This is a genomic window from Paraburkholderia phymatum STM815, from assembly GCF_000020045.1.
Taxonomy (GTDB): Bacteria; Pseudomonadota; Gammaproteobacteria; order Burkholderiales; family Burkholderiaceae; genus Paraburkholderia; species Paraburkholderia phymatum.
Map to the genome: position 1 here is coordinate 2,680,866 of NC_010622.1, position 17,435 is coordinate 2,698,300.

The 17,435-nt window shown below is 60.2% G+C and carries 14 protein-coding genes; 2 read left to right on the plus strand and 12 right to left on the minus strand.

Annotation, left to right across the window (positions count from 1 at the left end; genetic code table 11):
- Positions 1–36: 36 nt before the first annotated feature.
- The 6 genes from gcvA to BPHY_RS12140 form a co-directional block, all read right to left on the minus strand.
- Complete coding sequence (gcvA, locus tag BPHY_RS12120) at positions 37–942, minus strand: transcriptional regulator GcvA (protein ID WP_012401765.1); 906 nt, start codon at positions 940–942, stop codon at positions 37–39.
- 210 nt (positions 943–1,152) lie between these two features.
- The gene (locus BPHY_RS12125) at positions 1,153–1,779 is read right to left on the minus strand and encodes a tyrosine-type recombinase/integrase (RefSeq protein WP_012401766.1); all 627 of its coding nucleotides are present in this window, start codon (positions 1,777–1,779) and stop codon (positions 1,153–1,155) included.
- Between the two features lie 180 nt (positions 1,780–1,959).
- Positions 1,960–2,418, minus strand: a complete 459-nt coding sequence (locus BPHY_RS12130) for a hypothetical protein (RefSeq protein WP_244257563.1) — start codon at positions 2,416–2,418, stop codon at positions 1,960–1,962.
- Positions 2,419–2,852: 434 nt separating this feature from the next.
- Complete coding sequence (locus tag BPHY_RS12135) at positions 2,853–3,248, minus strand: hypothetical protein (protein ID WP_157686540.1); 396 nt, start codon at positions 3,246–3,248, stop codon at positions 2,853–2,855.
- A 448-nt stretch (positions 3,249–3,696) separates the two neighbouring features.
- Positions 3,697–4,095 carry a DUF4304 domain-containing protein gene (locus BPHY_RS39410; protein ID WP_012401769.1) on the minus strand — a complete coding sequence of 133 codons (399 nt, stop codon included), beginning with the start codon at positions 4,093–4,095 and terminating at the stop codon, positions 3,697–3,699.
- Between the two features lie 189 nt (positions 4,096–4,284).
- On the minus strand, positions 4,285–4,542 hold the full coding sequence (locus BPHY_RS12140) for an immunity protein Tsi6 family protein (RefSeq protein ID WP_012401770.1): 258 nt from the start codon (positions 4,540–4,542) through the stop codon (positions 4,285–4,287).
- A gap of 905 nt (positions 4,543–5,447) precedes the next feature.
- Here BPHY_RS12140 and BPHY_RS12150 point away from each other — a divergent pair.
- The gene (locus tag BPHY_RS12150; protein ID WP_012401772.1) at positions 5,448–6,800 is read left to right on the plus strand and encodes an MFS transporter; all 1,353 of its coding nucleotides are present in this window, start codon (positions 5,448–5,450) and stop codon (positions 6,798–6,800) included.
- Positions 6,801–6,849: 49 nt separating this feature from the next.
- On the opposite strand, the gene BPHY_RS12155 is transcribed toward BPHY_RS12150, so the two are convergent.
- Positions 6,850–7,914, minus strand: coding sequence for an Ldh family oxidoreductase (locus tag BPHY_RS12155; RefSeq protein WP_012401773.1), 1,065 nt, complete (start codon positions 7,912–7,914; stop codon positions 6,850–6,852).
- A gap of 152 nt (positions 7,915–8,066) precedes the next feature.
- On the opposite strand from BPHY_RS12155, the gene BPHY_RS12160 reads away from it, so the two are divergent.
- Positions 8,067–9,011 carry a LysR family transcriptional regulator gene (locus BPHY_RS12160; protein WP_012401774.1) on the plus strand — a complete coding sequence of 315 codons (945 nt, stop codon included), beginning with the start codon at positions 8,067–8,069 and terminating at the stop codon, positions 9,009–9,011.
- Between the two features lie 211 nt (positions 9,012–9,222).
- On the opposite strand, the gene BPHY_RS12165 is transcribed toward BPHY_RS12160, so the two are convergent.
- The 5 genes from BPHY_RS12165 to zwf form a co-directional block, all read right to left on the minus strand.
- A complete protein-coding gene (locus BPHY_RS12165) occupies positions 9,223–10,215 on the minus strand; it encodes a hypothetical protein (RefSeq protein WP_244257562.1) in 993 nt (330 codons plus the stop codon).
- A gap of 224 nt (positions 10,216–10,439) precedes the next feature.
- Positions 10,440–11,855 (minus strand): DUF2252 domain-containing protein, encoded by a 1,416-nt coding sequence (locus BPHY_RS12170; protein WP_012401776.1) that lies wholly within the window; start codon positions 11,853–11,855, stop codon positions 10,440–10,442.
- A gap of 102 nt (positions 11,856–11,957) precedes the next feature.
- On the minus strand, positions 11,958–13,676 hold the full coding sequence (locus BPHY_RS12175) for a SulP family inorganic anion transporter (protein ID WP_012401777.1): 1,719 nt from the start codon (positions 13,674–13,676) through the stop codon (positions 11,958–11,960).
- A 1,237-nt stretch (positions 13,677–14,913) separates the two neighbouring features.
- Entirely contained in the window at positions 14,914–15,726 is an 813-nt protein-coding gene (locus BPHY_RS12180; RefSeq protein ID WP_012401779.1) for an ROK family protein, read from the minus strand.
- Positions 15,727–15,766: 40 nt separating this feature from the next.
- The gene (zwf, locus tag BPHY_RS12185; protein WP_012401780.1) at positions 15,767–17,353 is read right to left on the minus strand and encodes a glucose-6-phosphate dehydrogenase; all 1,587 of its coding nucleotides are present in this window, start codon (positions 17,351–17,353) and stop codon (positions 15,767–15,769) included.
- Between the last annotated feature and the right edge of the window lie 82 nt (positions 17,354–17,435).

A 17,435-nucleotide genomic window follows, 5' to 3' on the forward strand; every position in this document is an offset into this window, starting at 1 on the left:
GATGAACTAATGCGGGTGTGCCAGGCGGACCGAAGGTCAGTACCTTGCGTGCGCTTCTGCGGCCTGTGCACTCAACCATGCGACGAACGCAGCCGCATTGGGGTTAACGATGCTGTGCGGGGAGTAGACGAGATAGAACGCCTCACTGGTTGGAAGCCGACGCTTCAGTGGGGCTATCAGTTGTCCGGAGATCAGCATGTGCTCGACGAGCGACGAACGCGCGAGTGCGACGCCCTGGCCAAGTTCAGCCGCCCTGAGTGCGGAGATAAGCGTGTCGAATTGCATACCCTTCGACGAATCGACCTTCGAAGCACCAGCCTTTTTTAGCCAGTATCCCCAGCCCTCTTCGTAGCCGAGCACGTGGAGCAGTTCGTGATGCGCGAGATCCTTGGGCGTAGACAGAGGCGCTTTTGGAGAAGGCAAGCCGGGCGCGCAGACGGGCAGCAGCGTATCCCACGTCAGTCGCTCCGCACGCAGGCCAGTCCATTTCCCGTGGCCGTAGCGGATCTCCAGATCGGCTTCGACATCGGTTACGCTGCTGTCGCCTCCCCAGATATTGCTGGTGATGCGCAGATTAACGTCTGGATACCGCTTCCGGAAATCGGGCAGCCGCCATGAGAGCCAGTGCGTGAAAAACACAAGACTCACGCGCACGGTCAGCATTTTCAGGTGTCCTTGCCCGAAGATCTCGTCCGTGGCAGCAGCAAGTCGCTCGATCGCTTCGTGGACAACTGGCAGATACGCAAGCCCGGCCTCGGTCAACTCGATGCCGCGCGGCAGGCGCTTGAACAACGCTGTTCCAAGCTGAGATTCGAGTCCCTTCACCTGCTGGCTAACGGCCGCCTGGGTAAGGCTCAGCTCGGTCGCGGCATGTGTGAAACTGAGGTGCCGGGCCGATGATTCGAAAGCGCGTAACCAATTGAGCGGCGGGAGTCGTTTCATCTTGAGAATAATTTAGCGGATCGGGCGGACAATTGGGGATTCTCGCATTCTATTGCGCCGATTCATTCTGAATCACCCGTCGGCGAGGCGCGTCTTCAAGATTGCACTCTCATCCTCACCGGCTGGTCCCGAACTCGCAACGGACACATTTCCCGGATCCGCCAGGGACCGGAATTGGCCGACAAGCGCACGCTCGCCGGCCACCGGTGATCACACTTCGGTTTGCTCAGCCATTTCGAGAGCATCGTCTACCTCGATCCCGAGATATCGCACGGTGCTTTCGATTTTTGTATGGCCCAAGAGCAGTTGGACCGCGCGCAAGTTCTTAGTGCGTCGATAGATCAACGACGCTTTCGTTCGTCGCATGGTGTGCGTACCGTACGCGGTGTCATCGAGCCCGATCGACGCGACCCAACGATGAACGATGCGCGCATACTGGCGCGTCGACACGTGCGCTGAGGCATGCAGTTGACTTGGAAACAAATAGTCGGCAGGCTTCAATCCCCGCGCCGAAATCCAGGCAGAGACACTTTGACGAGTCTGCTCCGTGATTTCGAACTGCACTGGTCGACGCGTTTTCTGCTGCATGAAAGTCGCGCGAGCTACCACATGACCTCCCATGTAGACGTCCTGCACTTGCAGGCGCGTTAAATCGCACGCTCGAAGCTTACTGTCGATCGCAAGGTTGAACATCGCCAACTCGCGAGCGTTGGACGACATCTGCAGCCTCGTTCGAATTGCCCAGATTTCTCGAAGCTTCAGCGGAGGCTTCTGGCCGGTTAGCCTCCCCTTGTTCCACGGCACCCGACGAGCGCCGGAAGAATTAAGCGGTTCCATGACAATCTCCTCTTCAACGAAGGGAGATCGATTCTGCGCTTGGTGGAGTGGTCAATCTTCGACCCGGAGCGGACTTTCGATCTGCTCCAGAGCAGACATTTCACGAGACAAATGAACACAAGAAATTCTCGGCGTGTCCATCTGACAATCAGTTGGAGCAGTATCCGCAAATTGCGCCGGTCAGTCCGATATGCGTTTAAATCTATAGATCGAGTAATGCTTTGCTGTTCCCGTCGGGATTGCACTGAACAGCATACTCATGTGAACTTGCATGTGGTCCTCAACCATCAGGTCGCCATGCTCGTCGAGGTAAAGCGCAGCCGATGAGTCTGTACTGTTCGGGCCGAACTCCGAGCGCCCCGTTCCACTGCCGCCACCCCATACAATCTTTCCGTTTCGACCCGTGCACACGAATCGATCTTTGTCCTCCATCGAAGAGATGTACTCGACAGGCTGTCCGCTAGCAAAGGCAAGCGTCACAGTCGCCCTCCGGTCGCTCCAGTTGATTGCTCCGGACTGAGGGTATCTACCCGTTTCCGCTGCCTGAAGCTCACCAGCCTCAAGGGCATCCTTGAAAGGAAATGCATAGTCGATACGCAGGCTCTGCTGTGCCTGCCGGGTAACGGTATCGCCGTCCACCAGCAATCCACGTCCCTCATATCTTCCGCTGAGATCTGGACATAAACTTGATGCGTAGGACGCAGGTTCGAGGTTCTTGCCACCTGCGCCCGGATAGCTCGGTGGTGAATGCAAGCATCCGCAGCAAGCGATCGATGCCGTTGTGACAAATAGGGTCCGCAGCCTCAATTCTGGTCCTTCTTTATGGCGCTCGACAAACCGGGAATCCTCGATCGTGCTCTTCCAAGTGCGCCTGTCGCAAATGTCAATGATAGGGCTTGTCAACGGTTCAGAAGTTCACGTCGAGTGACCGCTCATGGCCGATCCCGGCGGTTCGAAGCTCACCGATGACCGAGCGGCGCGGAGCCGCTCCCCAACTTCTGCAGCCGACCCGAAGCGGACTCTGGGATCAATCTGAAACAGACAGATGCTGGTTGCACTTACCAAGCTTCAACTCATGGTGCGAGGTCAACATCCAAGTTGATGATTCCGCCATCCGTCGAGATGGTGTCGTTGATGTCGCTATTCAGGGGCGTCCGACGGCGTCGCACGCACAAGAGATATTTATCTCCAGACACTCCGTCGAATTTTCGTTCGCAGGTCAGGTCAATGGTTACTTCGTTTCGGCCATTCTCACGGAGAAGTGTAAAACCGCTATATCCGCCGGGACCTTGCCTATCACTTGGGGCGAACGTGGCAATGTAGGTTCCGAAGGGCTGCCATAGGCACTTGCCCGGTTCGTATCGATCAAGAAAGAAGCGGACCGAAAAGTCTCGATCCTCCTTCGGCACTCGCACCCAGTCAACAATGGCCTGCTCGACTTCTGGTGCGCCAAAGATGCGACCGACCATTGTTTGCGACTCGCACTTCCGATTTGTCGTCCCGTACACGACTCCGAACCATATCTCCAGGTCGGCAGGTTTTCGGCCGCGAACGACGAGAACGTGCTGAGGAGAAGGGTTGATTTCGGGCTTGTCAATGAACCTGTTTTGCGGGGCCTCAACGTGCGGCTGGAATTCCGTTATGGCCGCCACGCATGGGCCAGATGCGAGGGCTGCTGATAGACACAGCACAACGCTGCATTCAACTTGCCGTAGGTTCATGGCATCCCCGATTGTTGTTAGGCAGTGATACTACAACGCGCCGAGCGGCGCCGCCCCCCGTGCGTGAGCGAAGTCTTCGTCACGCCAGCCTTGACCATACCCATAGCTACGGCGACCGACCGCTTATGGCCGAGGGTCGCCCTCCCGGTACCCGCTAGCATGCGACCGAACAGTCGTGGCCGCCGCTAGGGCTAGGTTAATGGCTAGCCCACCAACGCTCGGCTTCGTCGATGTGAGTGCATAGCGAGTCGGCGACTGCCCTCGGCAGAGTGCCGTCGTCGAATCTGAACCAATGGTCGATATTCGGTCCAGGCGACCCGAGTCTATGACGTTGACTTGGGTGTAAATCGTGCGCCGTAACCGTGTTCGCGGAAATGAATTTGCCCCAGTGGGTGGTGATACCCTCCGCGCCGCATTGAGACAGTTCCACAACGAATCCTCCTCCGTGGCGATCGAACTGCACTGTCAACAAATCGACTCGATCATCTCGAAGGCGTCGAAAATGAGGCAAAGCACCTTTGAACCCTAGTTGGCGAAGCGCTGGAACAAAACGCGCTTTCAATGCGCGATTCATTTCGTCACGACTCATCGGCATACCCCGTCAAAATGAGGCGGCTAGGCTGCCGCCAGTTTCCCAACCTTGATTGCCAGCGATTTAGGAGATGATGTCGAACGGCTGAAATTGGCCGCACGCCGCCCGACAACACCGCTTCGACACCCGACGGAAACGCGGGCGATGGGTGTCGACCCTGCCTTTCGCTACTTCCCAAAGCAACAAGTCAACTCATCCGAAAGCGCGCTGGATCTCGTTGATCAAGCTGGCAAGCTCCGGATTGTCGCCCCACATATCAAATTCTCGTGTTGCGATCAGCCCCATCGTTAGCGGTCCCTGTTTGTGCTCGGATGGCTGCCCGGTCAGCTGAGCGCGGCACCACGTCAGTTGACGATGGATGCTTTCAATGTTCGCCGATGCGCCGCTAGAGTTGAGTTCGATGCCTGTTAGCGCCTGATCGATCTTGCTTAGAAGGTTTGTGGTGTTCATGGCCGATCGTCAATCCCAGCGCTACTCGTTGAACACGCTTGCCGTACTGTCCACGACGAGGGGAAAGCTGTGGAGCGCACACCACGACTTTAGCTGTGTGTGAATCGAGTCCCAGTACGGTCGCGCCCATTCAGGCGCAGAGGCTTGCCACGCCGCTTCGGTTGGCAGATAGATAGATGGGACACCCATCGGCATCTCGAGAATCAACCCGCCAATCGAACTTGAGCAGACCAGCTCTTCTTTCCACCGCGTCCGGAATGTCCAATCCATATATCGTCGACGCCCAGTTTCCGATGATGAATCTTGATTGTCGACGATCCGGAGGCGCGCGTCGACTGACCGCTCATGGCCGATTGCGTGAGGTCGCCAACGGCCGCTTTGAGCGGCTCCAGCTATCAACCCCCGCATTCGACCGACTGACGGCTTCGGTGATGGTCGTCTGACCGAAGTGGGTAGAGATCGGTCGTTGGGCCGCTGCTCGCCAAAGAGGGCCGCCGCACCGGGAGAAGGTGGTCGACACATCTCGCCTTTGTCCTCTCGAAGGGGAAGTCAGTGACGCCGTTGGCGCTACTCGATAGCTCCGTTTTTTGCCGAGATCTAGCCGTCTCCTTGTCGATCGCTTGCCCTACCAGCCGAATCGTCGCCTTAAAGCACTGACAGCCGTGCCGTTGCTTATGGCGTTCATGGAGAGCCTGGATTCTGGTTTCGATCTCATCCGTCCGTCGATGGTTTCGCTCGGGTTAGCCCCTACCTCGCCATAAACAAATGGAATTGCTTTGCGAGGAATATTGATTGGATTTCCAACGGACACGGGCATATCGTCGCTCAATCCGATGCTGTAATGCGCACGTTTGCATCGGAAACTGGCCCTCGCCGATAGAACAAAATATTCAGGAGACTTACCCATGGAGCAATCCTCTACGGTGCCGCGTGTGCCGGAGTCGGGCAGCAGTGCCGCTCAGAACATCGCTTCCAACGACCGGGCTTCCCCACGGGTGCGGCGAATTCAGCGGACCGCGCTTGCTCTGCTTCTCCTGAGCGGGGTCATCAATTACATCGACCGCGCGACGTTGTCTATCGCGAATCCGCTGATCCGGCACGATCTCGGACTCTCCGTCGCGGAAATGGGCCTGTTGCTGTCGGCGTTTCTATGGGCTTACGCATTCGCGCAACTGCCCGCGGGCGCGTTGGTCGATCGCTTCGGCGCGCGCGTCATGCTGTCCGTCAGCCTCGCGACGTGGTCGGTGGCCCAGGCGTTCGGCGGTGTGGTGAGCAACTTCAGCCAGTTCTTCGCTGCTCGCATGGTGCTGGGAATAGGCGAGGCGCCGCAGTTTCCGACGGCCGCCAAAGTCGTTCGCGATTGGTTCGGCAAAAAAGAGCGCGGCGCCGCCACCGGCATCTGGAACAGTTCGTCGACGCTTGGTACTGCAATATCAGCGCCTTTGCTGACGGTCTTAATGTTGACTGTGGGATGGCGATGGATGTTCGGCGTCATGGGAATCGCCGGCCTCCTCGTGGCGCTCGGCTTTTTTATCATGCATCGCGACCCGCGTCAGGTCGAGTTGACGCAACGGGAGCGCGCGTATCTGTCCGACGTCGATGGGGAGGCGCAGAGCCGTCCGACATGGCGCGAGTGGCGCCGTCTGTTCGAGTTCAGCACTACGTGGGGCATGCTGCTCGGATTCTTCGGCACGATCTACGTCTTGTGGCTTTACAACGCGTGGTTGCCGTCTTACCTGCAAATGGAACTTCACCTGACTATTGCGAAGTCGGGATGGGTGGCCGCGGTTCCCTATCTCTTTGGCGTGGTGGGCAGTCTCTCTGGCGGAAAGATTTGCGACGTGCTCGCACGGCGAGGCGTGTCGGCGATCAACAGCCGGAAGTATCCGATGGCGGCTTCGCTTTTCGGGGTCGCCGTGTTCACGGTACTGACCGGCCTCACGCACAATGTGACGCTGGCGGTCGTCTTCATTTCGATCTCGATGTTGCTGCTGTATGTCTCGAGCAGTGCGGCCTGGGCGACCGCGTCCGTTGCCGCGCCCGCCAATTGCACCGCTTCCATCGGCGCCATGCAGAATTTCGGCGGCTACTTCGGCGGCGCGCTGGCACCGGTGGTCACGGGCTTCATCGTGCAGCAGACCCACTCGTTCGCGCCCGCGCTGTTCGTCGGAGCGGCCGTTGCCGCCGTCGCGGTGATCGGCTACTGGTTGCTCGTGCGCGGCCCGATTCCGCCGGTCGCGCTCACTCGCGACGTGTAACAGCAAAACAATGCTGCCTCGGCGAGAGTCTGGGCTCTCGCGCCTGCTGTCAGCCGGGTAGTGCGGAAGGCAGCGGGATGTCATAGCGCCGCGCGCAGGCTTCAAGTGCCGGCGCGATTGTCGAGTGCAGAGCGACTCCATCGCGCAGTTGCTCGCGCTTGAGGTTCAGTCCGCGATCGCCCGGCATCCGCACGCCCGCGGTTCCTGGGCGCGGCGGATTATCGCGGCATGCGTCGCCGAGCCAGTCCATCTGCCGCACGAACGCCGCGAGACCGCCAAAAGCCGCCGGATCGTAGAGCGAAAGAAACACTGTAGCGCCCCATCCATCGGGAGGATCGGCCCGGCCGTGGCCTGCCAGCCCCCCCGTCAACGCCTCGATCAGCAACGCCAGCCCGAAGCCTTTATGTCCCCCCGTCATGCCCCCGATCGGCAGGATGGATCCCGGGGGATCCGTGCAGAGCACACCGGGATCGCCGCTGGGCTGCCCGTCCGCATCGAGGAAGCATGCTTCGTCGAAGTGTTGTCCCGCTTTGTGTCGGCGCGCGGTCAGCCCCTGCGTCACCATTGATGAAGAGATATCGATCAAAAACGGTGTGCCCGAGGTCGGAATGCCCGCCGCGATCGGATTCGGTGTAAATACGGACCGCGTGCCGCCGTGAGGGGCCACGCTTTGCCCCGCCGGGTCGGAACTGCTGAGCAAGATCATCAATCCGTCCGCAGTGGCTCTTTCGAGATAACTGGCAAGGCAGGCGATGTGGTGGTTGCGCCGAATCACCAATGTCGCCGTGCCGTACTTCTTCGCACGCGGTGCCAGTGTTTCGATCCCGCTGAGAACCAGCCAGGGGCCAGGAAGACGCCGCCCATCCCACAACACGCTGCCGCCCCGGTCTGATACGACCTCCGGCTCGCCGGAGCAGGTCATCGCGCCGTTTTCGATCTCACCGATATAGGCGGGCAGCAACGCGAGGCCGTGCGTGTCGTGACCCATCAGGTCGCCGTCGACGAGCGTGCGAGCGATTGCGAGCGCTTTGACCTCCTCCATTCCAACCCTGACCAGTAGACGCTGTGCGAAGACTTGCAGTTCATCGGCGGAGTATCGGATTTGTGTCTTCATGGGTGGGCGTCAGTGAGGAAGATTGTTCGAAGAAAGTCGGACCGGCAATGCCCGACGCGCTTTGAATTGTCGTTCGAGCTTGCGATAACCGTCCAATTGCGAATTGAGTAAAATCAATTCCGTCTGGTTATAAATCGGCTCGTGTTTACCCTATGTCGCAAGATCCCAGCCTCTCCATCACGCAAGTGCTGACCAAGCTGCGTTTCAGACATCTCCAGTTGCTTGAACTGCTCGGTCGTACCCGCAACCTTCGTATCGCGGCTGAGCAGATGCACATCACTCAGCCGGCCGCCACGAAGATCCTGAGCGATCTGGAGGCGATGTTAGGCGCGCCGCTGTTCGAACGGCTGCCGCGCGAAATGCGGCCGACGGATCTCGGTACGCTGTCGCTGCGCTACGCCAGCACGACACTGTCCAATCTGGGCAAGTTTTCGAGCGAGTTCGCGACATTGAAAGATGGCGGCTATGGTCATCTCACGGTCGGCTTCATTCCGGCTTCCGCCGCGCAACTCGTCACCGCGGCTATCAAGGAGATCCAGCGCCGGCGCCCGAGACTCATCATCAAACTGGTCGAGCAAAGCAGTGATCAGCTCGCGACGTGGCTTGAGGCAAGGCAGCTCGATGTGATGATTGGGCGCCCGACCGAGCCACGACACGAGGCGCTTTTCGATGTGATCGATTTATTGGCGGAGCCGGCGCTTGCGGTCGTCGGGAAGCATCATCCGTTGCTGAAGCAACGACGCATAGAGATCGCCGACCTGGGCGAGTGGCCGTGGATCTTGTATCCGCAAGGCACCGCCATGCGGCAACTGTTCGAAGAAACGTTCGCGGCGGCTGGCATGGTTGCGCCGATGGGCATCGTGGAAACGCCATCGATTTTTACGACGTTAGAGTTGCTGCAGGCAACCGACATGATGTCCCTTCAACCGAGAGCGGCGATGGACAAGTACGTCACGCATGGCCTTCTAGGCTATCTGGACGTGCCGATACGGCGGACATTGTCGAACTACAGTGTCATTACACGGAAAGACGAAGCCGCTTCGCAGGCGATGAACGAATTCGTTGCCATCCTCCAGGCAATCGCCGCGCAATACTAGGTTAGTCAACGTGGCCGTTGTGAGAGCACGATTCCCGGTTACGCAGGCAGGGGCAGCGTCGGCATGCTCTTGATGTGCTTGCTGCCGAAGTTGGCGATTGCGGTCTCGGCATCTGGCTGCCGGGTACCGAACGCAGTCTGGCTTTGACGCTCGCGAGGTCGGCAACAAGGGCCGCTGCAATCCAGGCATCGACGCTCGTACCGGCGGCTTGCTACTGTGCAGGGATCGTGATCAACGGCAGCGGCTCCTTGCTGCCCGTATTGGCAAGTGTGAAGAACAGCATGACGGCGTTGAGAGCCCGCTTGGTTCGCAGATCACCTTGCTCAATCCAGAACCAGTAACCGCGATAGCGCACGGACACATATGCATCGCCTGGCCTGTCCCGTCCACTGTAGATGTGAAGCATTGGTCCTGGCGCTTCGCCGTTGGATTGCGCGACGGCAGGCAGGGCACTATGGTCCCTCAAGTGCTCCTCCGGCACGTCCATATAGCTGGAAAAGGCGCCCATGATCTGCAGCATGGAGCGGCTGTTGACGGTGAGTTCGTCATCGGCACCGTGCACGGGCGAATAAACGAGAGTGAACCGCTGAGGAGTTGGCGGCATCCTTAACAATCGCCGAATCTCAGTCATCTTGTCCAGAACGTCGGAAGGTATGCCGTCGTGCCTCAAGAGAATCACAGCCGTGGGGCCTTTAACCTTGTCCTCTTCCACACGCATCGTGAACGCACCAGCGGCCTGAACCTCGCGCATCAGCGCAATTGCCCGCAAGAATTCCGGGTCAGCCTCGCGCATCAACCCGGCTGCCGTCGAGCGGTTGCGCACGCCATTAAGCGATTCCACCGCCATGCCAAGCAGGAGATCCGCAGCATAGCCACTTTGAAGCATGAAAAAGATGTTCTTGGGATCAATGGGCTCCATCAATCCATGCACGAAATTTTGTCCGGTGGTCGGCGTATAGGTGATGGTGGGGCGGTCGGTATAAACGCCCTGCACGGCGGCCCCAAGGAAATTCCCTTGCACTGCCCGCTCGGTCGAGACAGTGCCGTTCAACGTTACGCCTGTTTGCAGTGAGTAGCCGCTGACAACAGACGCCACGTCTACGAATACAGGGAGATCCATGTAGCGCAATTTGACAATGTTGAGAAGCGTTTGCTGTTTCCATGAGTCGGCGATCGCCGCGCTATAGTCAAAACGGTCCGCCACGATGGTCGTAGGGCCGAGGGATGTGCAGCCCCCGAGAGTCGCACATATCGTCAAGCAGGCCCACAGTCGGTCTGCGAAAAAGCACTGACTCGGTAGCCGTAGACGGCCACTACCTTTTGCGGTTCCCATCGATGCGCCTCCCGACGCGGATCGGCCTCGACGTCCTCTGCCGTCAAAGCGGTGCCGCCGACCGGGCACCGACCGGCTGACGGCTCCCTCGCTACTCATTCTGTTTTGGCGGGAATCCGGCCTTCGCGAATGGCCTGGATGAAATCGCGATGATCCTGGCGATTCTGGGAACTGTATTCAGTCGCGAACTCAGTGATCGCGTCATCGAAAGTTTGGCCGGACCCCATATACGCGGCCATCATTGCGGCATCGCCCGAGCGGGCGTGTGCCCGGGCAAGTGCGTGCGCACACATGCGCCCATACTGGCGCAGCACCCCCGTATCCCAATCCTCGATAATGGCAGACATCTTCATGTCGCGCAGCTGACGAACAAAGAAGTCGCGCCCGTTCTTTCCGCGGGTCCAGCCAAGAAACACGTCGCTCGCGGCCTGCATCAGGCGCTGGCCTGCGATCACCCGCTGGCCGTGATTCGAATGCAGGCTCTTGCCCGCGTAGGGCTCGAGCACCGACGCTCGCGCTTCCTTTACCTGCAGGAAGAGAGGGTCATTGTCCGCAGCCATGAACAAGCCGACGCCACACAGCGTCCCGACGCTGCCTACGCCGACGACTTTCTGGGCCAGATCGACTAGGTGGAATCTATCAAACAGGACGCGGACATGTTCGGCCAGGCTTTCGCGGTATGAGACGATAGCTTCGGTGTAGTCCGTTTTAAGGCCGGGCACGGTTTCTTCGGTCGGGTGGACAATAAGTGGTGGCTCATCCTTGATTCTGGGTTGTGCCCCCTCCTGCGAAACAAGCTTCGGATACATGTACTCGGGCACCTGCTTGCGCTGTTCCACCTCGATACGCTCGGAAATCCGCTTGCGAATCTCGGCGACGACAGCCGGATCGCCCGAACGGTCTTCGTATTTTTTCAGATCGATCCTGTCGTACCAGACATCGAGCACGCGCATCTCCGCGTAGTCGTGCATGCGCTCCCGGTATTCACGGACGAGATCTGTGGCCACGCGCGCGGCGTCACTTCCGGGCAGAGCGAGATGCTGTGCCGCAATCACTACACTGGCTGCGAGCCGCTTGAGATCCCACTCAAACGGCGCGGGGAGAGTTTCGTCCAGATCGTTGATGTCGAAAATCACGTTGCGTTCTGGTGTTGCGAAGCCGCCGAAATTCATCAGGTGAGCGTCCCCACAAGCCTGCACCCTCAACCCGCTCGTCGGGGTCGAGGCCAGGTCAGCCGCCATCACGACAGCCGCGCCACGATAGAACGCGAATGGTGACTCCGACATTCGGCCGAAGCGGATTGGAACCAAGCTCGGAATGCGGCCTTTATTAGATTCGTTTAAAAGCTCGATGGGGTCGCGCCGATTCTTCGGCGGTATCCAGCCGGCCTGCGATGAACGTGGCACCTTAGTTCGGATGGCCCGCCCTACCGCCGCTCTCTCATCGGGCGTGCGATAGGCTGCGCTTGCCTGTTTAAGGTGAGTGACCTTGTGTGAAACGACCTTGTCCATAACCTTACCCCGAGTTGAACCGCTCGCGACAACTGGCACCTGCCCGTCAAGTAGCGGGTGCCGTCAAATCCACCGCTGGCTCATCGCGCGGCGCCACCCTGCTCACCGCACGAGGCCCGGCGACGCGTTCTGCTTGTCTTGCAAGGCATGCCATGCAGCAAGCGCCTGCTCGAGATTGAGAAACATCCGCTCGTGTCCAAGCGCCTTTCCGAGTGGCGCCTTCTCCACGACGGCGAACACATCTGGGTTCAAGCCAACGAGCCATACGGCAATCCCGTGCTCGCGGAATTTCTTTTCAGCCTCGGTCCACATCTTCAGCGCGGTATATTCGAGATCGAATACCGCCCGCATATCCAGCGCGACCACTTGAGGCCGAGCCCTTTCGACCAGCGGCGCGATCTTATGACCAAGGTTGGAAGCATTAACGAAAAAGATCCGCCCCTCGGGCCGTAAAAGCAGGAGCCCGGGGAATTCCTCATCGTCGGGGTGCTGGGCGGATACGGGACGGAACACGTTCGTGCCGCGCTTGCGACGCAGGACGTAAATCGGAGGATCGGACACTTGGTGCGCTAGCGCCACCAGCGAAACGAGGATGGCAATCAGAATGCCTTGTAACGTACCGAGCAGCACGACGCCGGCGAGCGCCACGACGGCCCAGACGAACTCAGTGCGCCTGACGGAGAGAATCGCCCGGAAGTCCGCTGGCTTGAAAAGGCCTACAGAATAGACGATCACGACCCCGGCGAGCGTCGCATGCGGCATGAGGCCGATCAGCGGCGCGAGCAGGACCATCGTGGCGAGGGTGACGGCGGCCGTCACCAATTCCGCCAGCTGCGAATGCGCGCCCACCAGCCGGTTGACCGCCGTCTGGGTCGTGCCGCCGCCTGCGGGCATGGCGCCCAGCAGCGCGCCTGCTGCGTTGCCGAGCCCCGTCGCCAGCAGTTCACGGTTCGGCTGCGGAACGGGTTCACCGCTCTGGGCGAACGCGCGCCCCGAGGCGATCGTTTCGGTGAAGCTCATCAGCGCGATACCTGCCGCCGCCGGCCAGAGCGCCTCGACGAGCGCGAGGTCCGGCATCACGAGCGACGGCAGCCCCGTCGGAATGTGGCCGACGACCGAGACTCCATACTTTCCCAGCCCTAAGAGGCCGACACCGGCAATCCCCAGCGCCACCGCGATGAGCGGGGCCGGTGACTTTGGATAGAAGTGTTCAAGCGCGACCAGCACCGCAATCGTCACAAGTCCGACAGCGACGGTCGCCGTCGAAAGGTGTGGAAGCCCGGTGACTAACGCATACACGTTATGAAAGAAGGAACCCTTCACAACATGGAGACCGATCAGCTTGGGCAACTGGTCTAGGACAATGACGATTGCAATGCCTCCCTTGAAGCCCGTTAGCACCGGCTCTGAAATGAAATTTGCGACGAAACCAAATCTGAGCAGCGCGGCCAGAATGAGGATGCCACCGACCAGTACCGTGAGGGTCGCAGTTGCAATGGCCAGTTGAGCCGCGCCGCCTCCCGGAGCGACCTGCCCGAGTGCGGCTGCCGTTAGAATGGCTAGAGTTGCACTCGTGCTGACGCTGAGTGGCCTTGACGTGCCGAGCAGCGCATAGACCACCATGGGCACGAAGGCTGTGTAGAGACCCACCTGCACGGGAAGCCCTGCAACAGTGGCGTAAGCCATCGCCTTCGGCAACACGACAGCGGCAGCCGTGACGCCCGCAATGATGTCGGGCTTGACCCACGACTTCTCATAGTGGCGAACCCAGTCGAGAATGGGGAGGGAGAAGCTGCGGTGCGGCAACGGCTGGTCGCGCATGACTGGTCTCCGGGAAAAGCCAAAACGCACCAGGGAGTGCGACGCTGGCGTCGGGTCCCTGATGCCGCGTGCAGAGCGCAAAGTCCGCCAACCTTAGCACCGGCTTTCATGCCCCGCGATGCTTCGTTGCTGCGCCTCCGAGGCGATGTACTGCCATTCAAACACCCAACGTCCGGGGTCGATTGACTTAAGTCAACGGCGGCTGTGGTCTGGCGGCGGTCGACCGGGCGTGTCCGTTGATCACACGGGCATAAGTGCCAGAAGGATCATCGTTGTTCCGTCCTCCTTCGCCCGTTTGCACCTAAAACGTGGTGGAGCGAGTACAGCGAAGGCGCACGAATCCTGGACCATCGATGGGTCTTCGTGGCCCGCTGCGTGCGCGACAACTTGCAGAGACGAAAGCACGGGGTGCATTGGCGGCAACACTCGTTAGTTGATCGTGTTGATTGCCGAGACGATAGCGGCATCACTGGTCGTGGTGTACACCGACGTCGCGCCGTCGGCGGCCACCTAAAGGATTTCGGTTGCGAGAATCTCGAGTTGCTGGCGCACCAGCGTGCGTGTCGCACGATGGACCGAGGCCAACGTCGCAGGCGGCGGATGTTGCGACTGCGCTCCTTTGCGACAGCACCTCGCCCAAAGGAGCATTTGCAGTTGAGAATCGGATGGCCGGTTACGGAGCAGCTCCACCACATGGGCGTCCAGCCGATGGCGCATGTGAACGTCGCTTCATGGCCGGCTCGAGGCTGTGCCGGCGGCAATTAGCTTACCGAACAACGGCCATTGAGCGAGAGCGGACGAGGCTTCCGTCAGCCAAACTGAACGACGACCTCGACCGGCCGTATATGGCCGAACTGAGCTTCACGGCCGAACTTAGCCGCTCCCCATCCCGGCAGTCTCACCATTCGGCCTGCCGGTCTCGCCAATTCGTGTCATGGCTTCACGCCGCGATCATCGAGCTGGTAATCAAGTTATTGATTTCTCGCGTACCGCATTCTCACCAATTCGATTTCCTCACAGAACGCGGGGCGCCGTGCTGCGCTAGCGCCCATCGCGCAGCACGGTGCCATGACAGGCACGCGCCAGCGAACCCACGCGCTGCGAGCCGGACGTAGTACGGAAGAGTTTTCATCGTGCGGCTCCGTCGAAAGCGACGCAGCTGCGCATGGGCGGCTGCGTCGGAACAAACGTACGGGCATGCCGATTGATTCAGCACGGGTGGCCTGCATCGCTCGCGTCATTTCGCGAACGGCCCCGCGTTCCGGTTCGCTTCAGGCAACTGCCGCGTCTCGCGCACCGATTTCGGATGCCACAGTTTCGCGCCGCCTTCAATGCCCGCCGCATTCGACACGATGGCCGCATCGGAAGGCAACTCGAATGTCAGGCGCCCGGCATTGCCGCCGCCGATCCACAGCTTGTCGTAATTGACGAGCGAAGCCAGGATGCCGATCACCTTCTCGACGCGCCGGTTCCAGCGCTTGTTGCCCGCCTTCTCGCGCGCCGCATTGCCGATGTACTCGTCATACGTGCGTCCCTTGCTGACGGGATGATGCGCGAGTTCGAGGTGCGGCATCAGTTCGCCGTCGCGAAAGAGCGCCGTACCCGCGCCGGTTCCTAGCGTCAGCACGAATTCGAGGCCGCGTCCTTCGATCGCGGCGAAGCCCTGCATCTCGGCATCGTTGATCATGCGCACGGGCAAGCCGCCGACACGCGCGGCAAGCTGGTCCGCAAGCGCAAAGCCGCGCCAGCCCGGATCGCCGATATTAGGTGCAGTCAGCACTCGGTTGTCCCGCACGACGCCCGGAAAGCCGATCGACATCAGCGTCGGACGATGCGCGTCGATAAGCGGCTGCACGAGCTTCGCGAGCGTATCGACCAGTTGCTCCGGCGTGCACGGATGCGGTGTCGCCACGCGCGCACGCTCGCTTTTCATCTCGCCGCCCGCGTCGATCACGGCGGCCTTCAGGCCCGTCCCGCCAATGTCGATCGCGAGTATCTTTTCGTCGCTGCTGGCGGCTGTGCGTCGCAACGATTCTTTAGTCCTGGCCAAGTCGTCCCCTCCTTTGGTCTTTGTTGACAGATCTGCTGGTCTACTCCGCGTCCTGCAACGGGCGCCATGCGCGGCCGTCGCGCGCGAGCAGTTCGTCGGCCTGCACCGGCCCGTTGCCGCCCGCCGGATAGCCGTAAACGGGCAGCGCGCCCCCTTCTGGATGCAGTACGCGGTCAACCGCACACCACCCCGACTCGATGCTGTCGGCCCGCTGGAAAAGCGTCACGTCGCCGAGCATGCAGTCGTACAACAGCGTTTCATAGCCGACGTTGGCGCGTTCGGCGAAGAAGTCGTTGTAGTTGAAGGCCGAGCGCACCGCGCCTATCTGCATTGCCGGTCCTGGTACTTTCACGTTGAAGTCGAAGCGCGTGCCGTGGGCGGGATCGATACGCAGCGTGAAGATGTTCGGCGTCAGCGCTTCGACAGGTGTGCCGCGAAACAGCAGGAACGGCACACGCTTCAGCTGGACGGCGATTTCCGTGCGCCGTGCAGCCATACGTTTGCCCGTGCGCAGATAAAACGGCACGCCCGCCCAACGCCAGTTGTCGATGAATACGCGCGCCGCCGCATAGGTCTCCGTCGTGCTGTCTTGCGCGACATCGGGTTCGTCGCGATAGCCTACTCCCGCATCGCCCGTTTCGTATTGGCCGAATACGACGTCCGATGGCTTGAGCGGCTCGATCGCATCGAACAGTTCGGCCTTCTTGTTGCGCACCGCTTCGGCATCGAACGAATTGGGCGGCTCCAGCGCGACCATCGCCAGCAGCTGGAATAGATGGTTCGGCACCATGTCGCGAAACGCACCTGTCTGCTCGTAGAACTTGCCGCGCCCTTCCACGCCGAGCGTTTCGGACGCCGTGATCTGCACGTTGTCGATGTACTCGCGCCGCCACACCGGCTCGAACATCGCATTCGCGAAGCGCACGGCCAGAACGCTTTGCACCGTGTCCTTGCCGAGAAAGTGGTCGATGCGATATACCTGCGATTCGGCTGCGAAGCGCAGAATGTGTGCATTCAGATCGCGCGCCGACGCGAGGTCCGTGCCGAACGGCTTCTCGATCACGAGACGCCGGAAGCACCCCTTCCGTTGTGCGTCTTCTTTCAGCAGGCCATGCCTGCCGAGCCGCTCGACGATCGGCTTGAAGAAGCGCGCGCCGACGGCCAGATAGAAGATCGCATTGCCATGCGAGCTTTGATCGATGCGTTCTTTGAGCCTGTCGAAGACATCGTCGGCTTCGAATTCGCCCGCCATGTATGTCATGCGCGACGACAGCCACTTCCACGCCTTCTCGTCGACCCTGCCCCCATGAGATTCGCTGGCCTTGTCGGCGGCAAATTGCTTCAACGACTGGCCGAGATCGTCGATCCACGCTTTCGTTTCGCGCTCGCCATGATTGACGCCGATGATACGCATGCCGTCGTCGAGCAGGCCGTCGACGCTCAGGTTATAGAGTGACGGCGTCAACAGCCGTCTGGTGAGATCGCCGCCCGCGCCGAAAATGACGAGCGTGCACGGCGGCGCGGGCCGCTTGCCCGCAGGGCCGCCCGCTGCATGCGGCCCCGCGCCGATCTTGCAGCTTGCGGGCTGAGGGGATGATGCGCCCGTGTGTTTCGCGTCGTTGGACATGGCAGGCTTTCCGTCGATGAGCCACGAATGGCGATATCTGAAAGACCCGCCGCCGCGCTGCGTGGTTCAATCGAACGGCAAC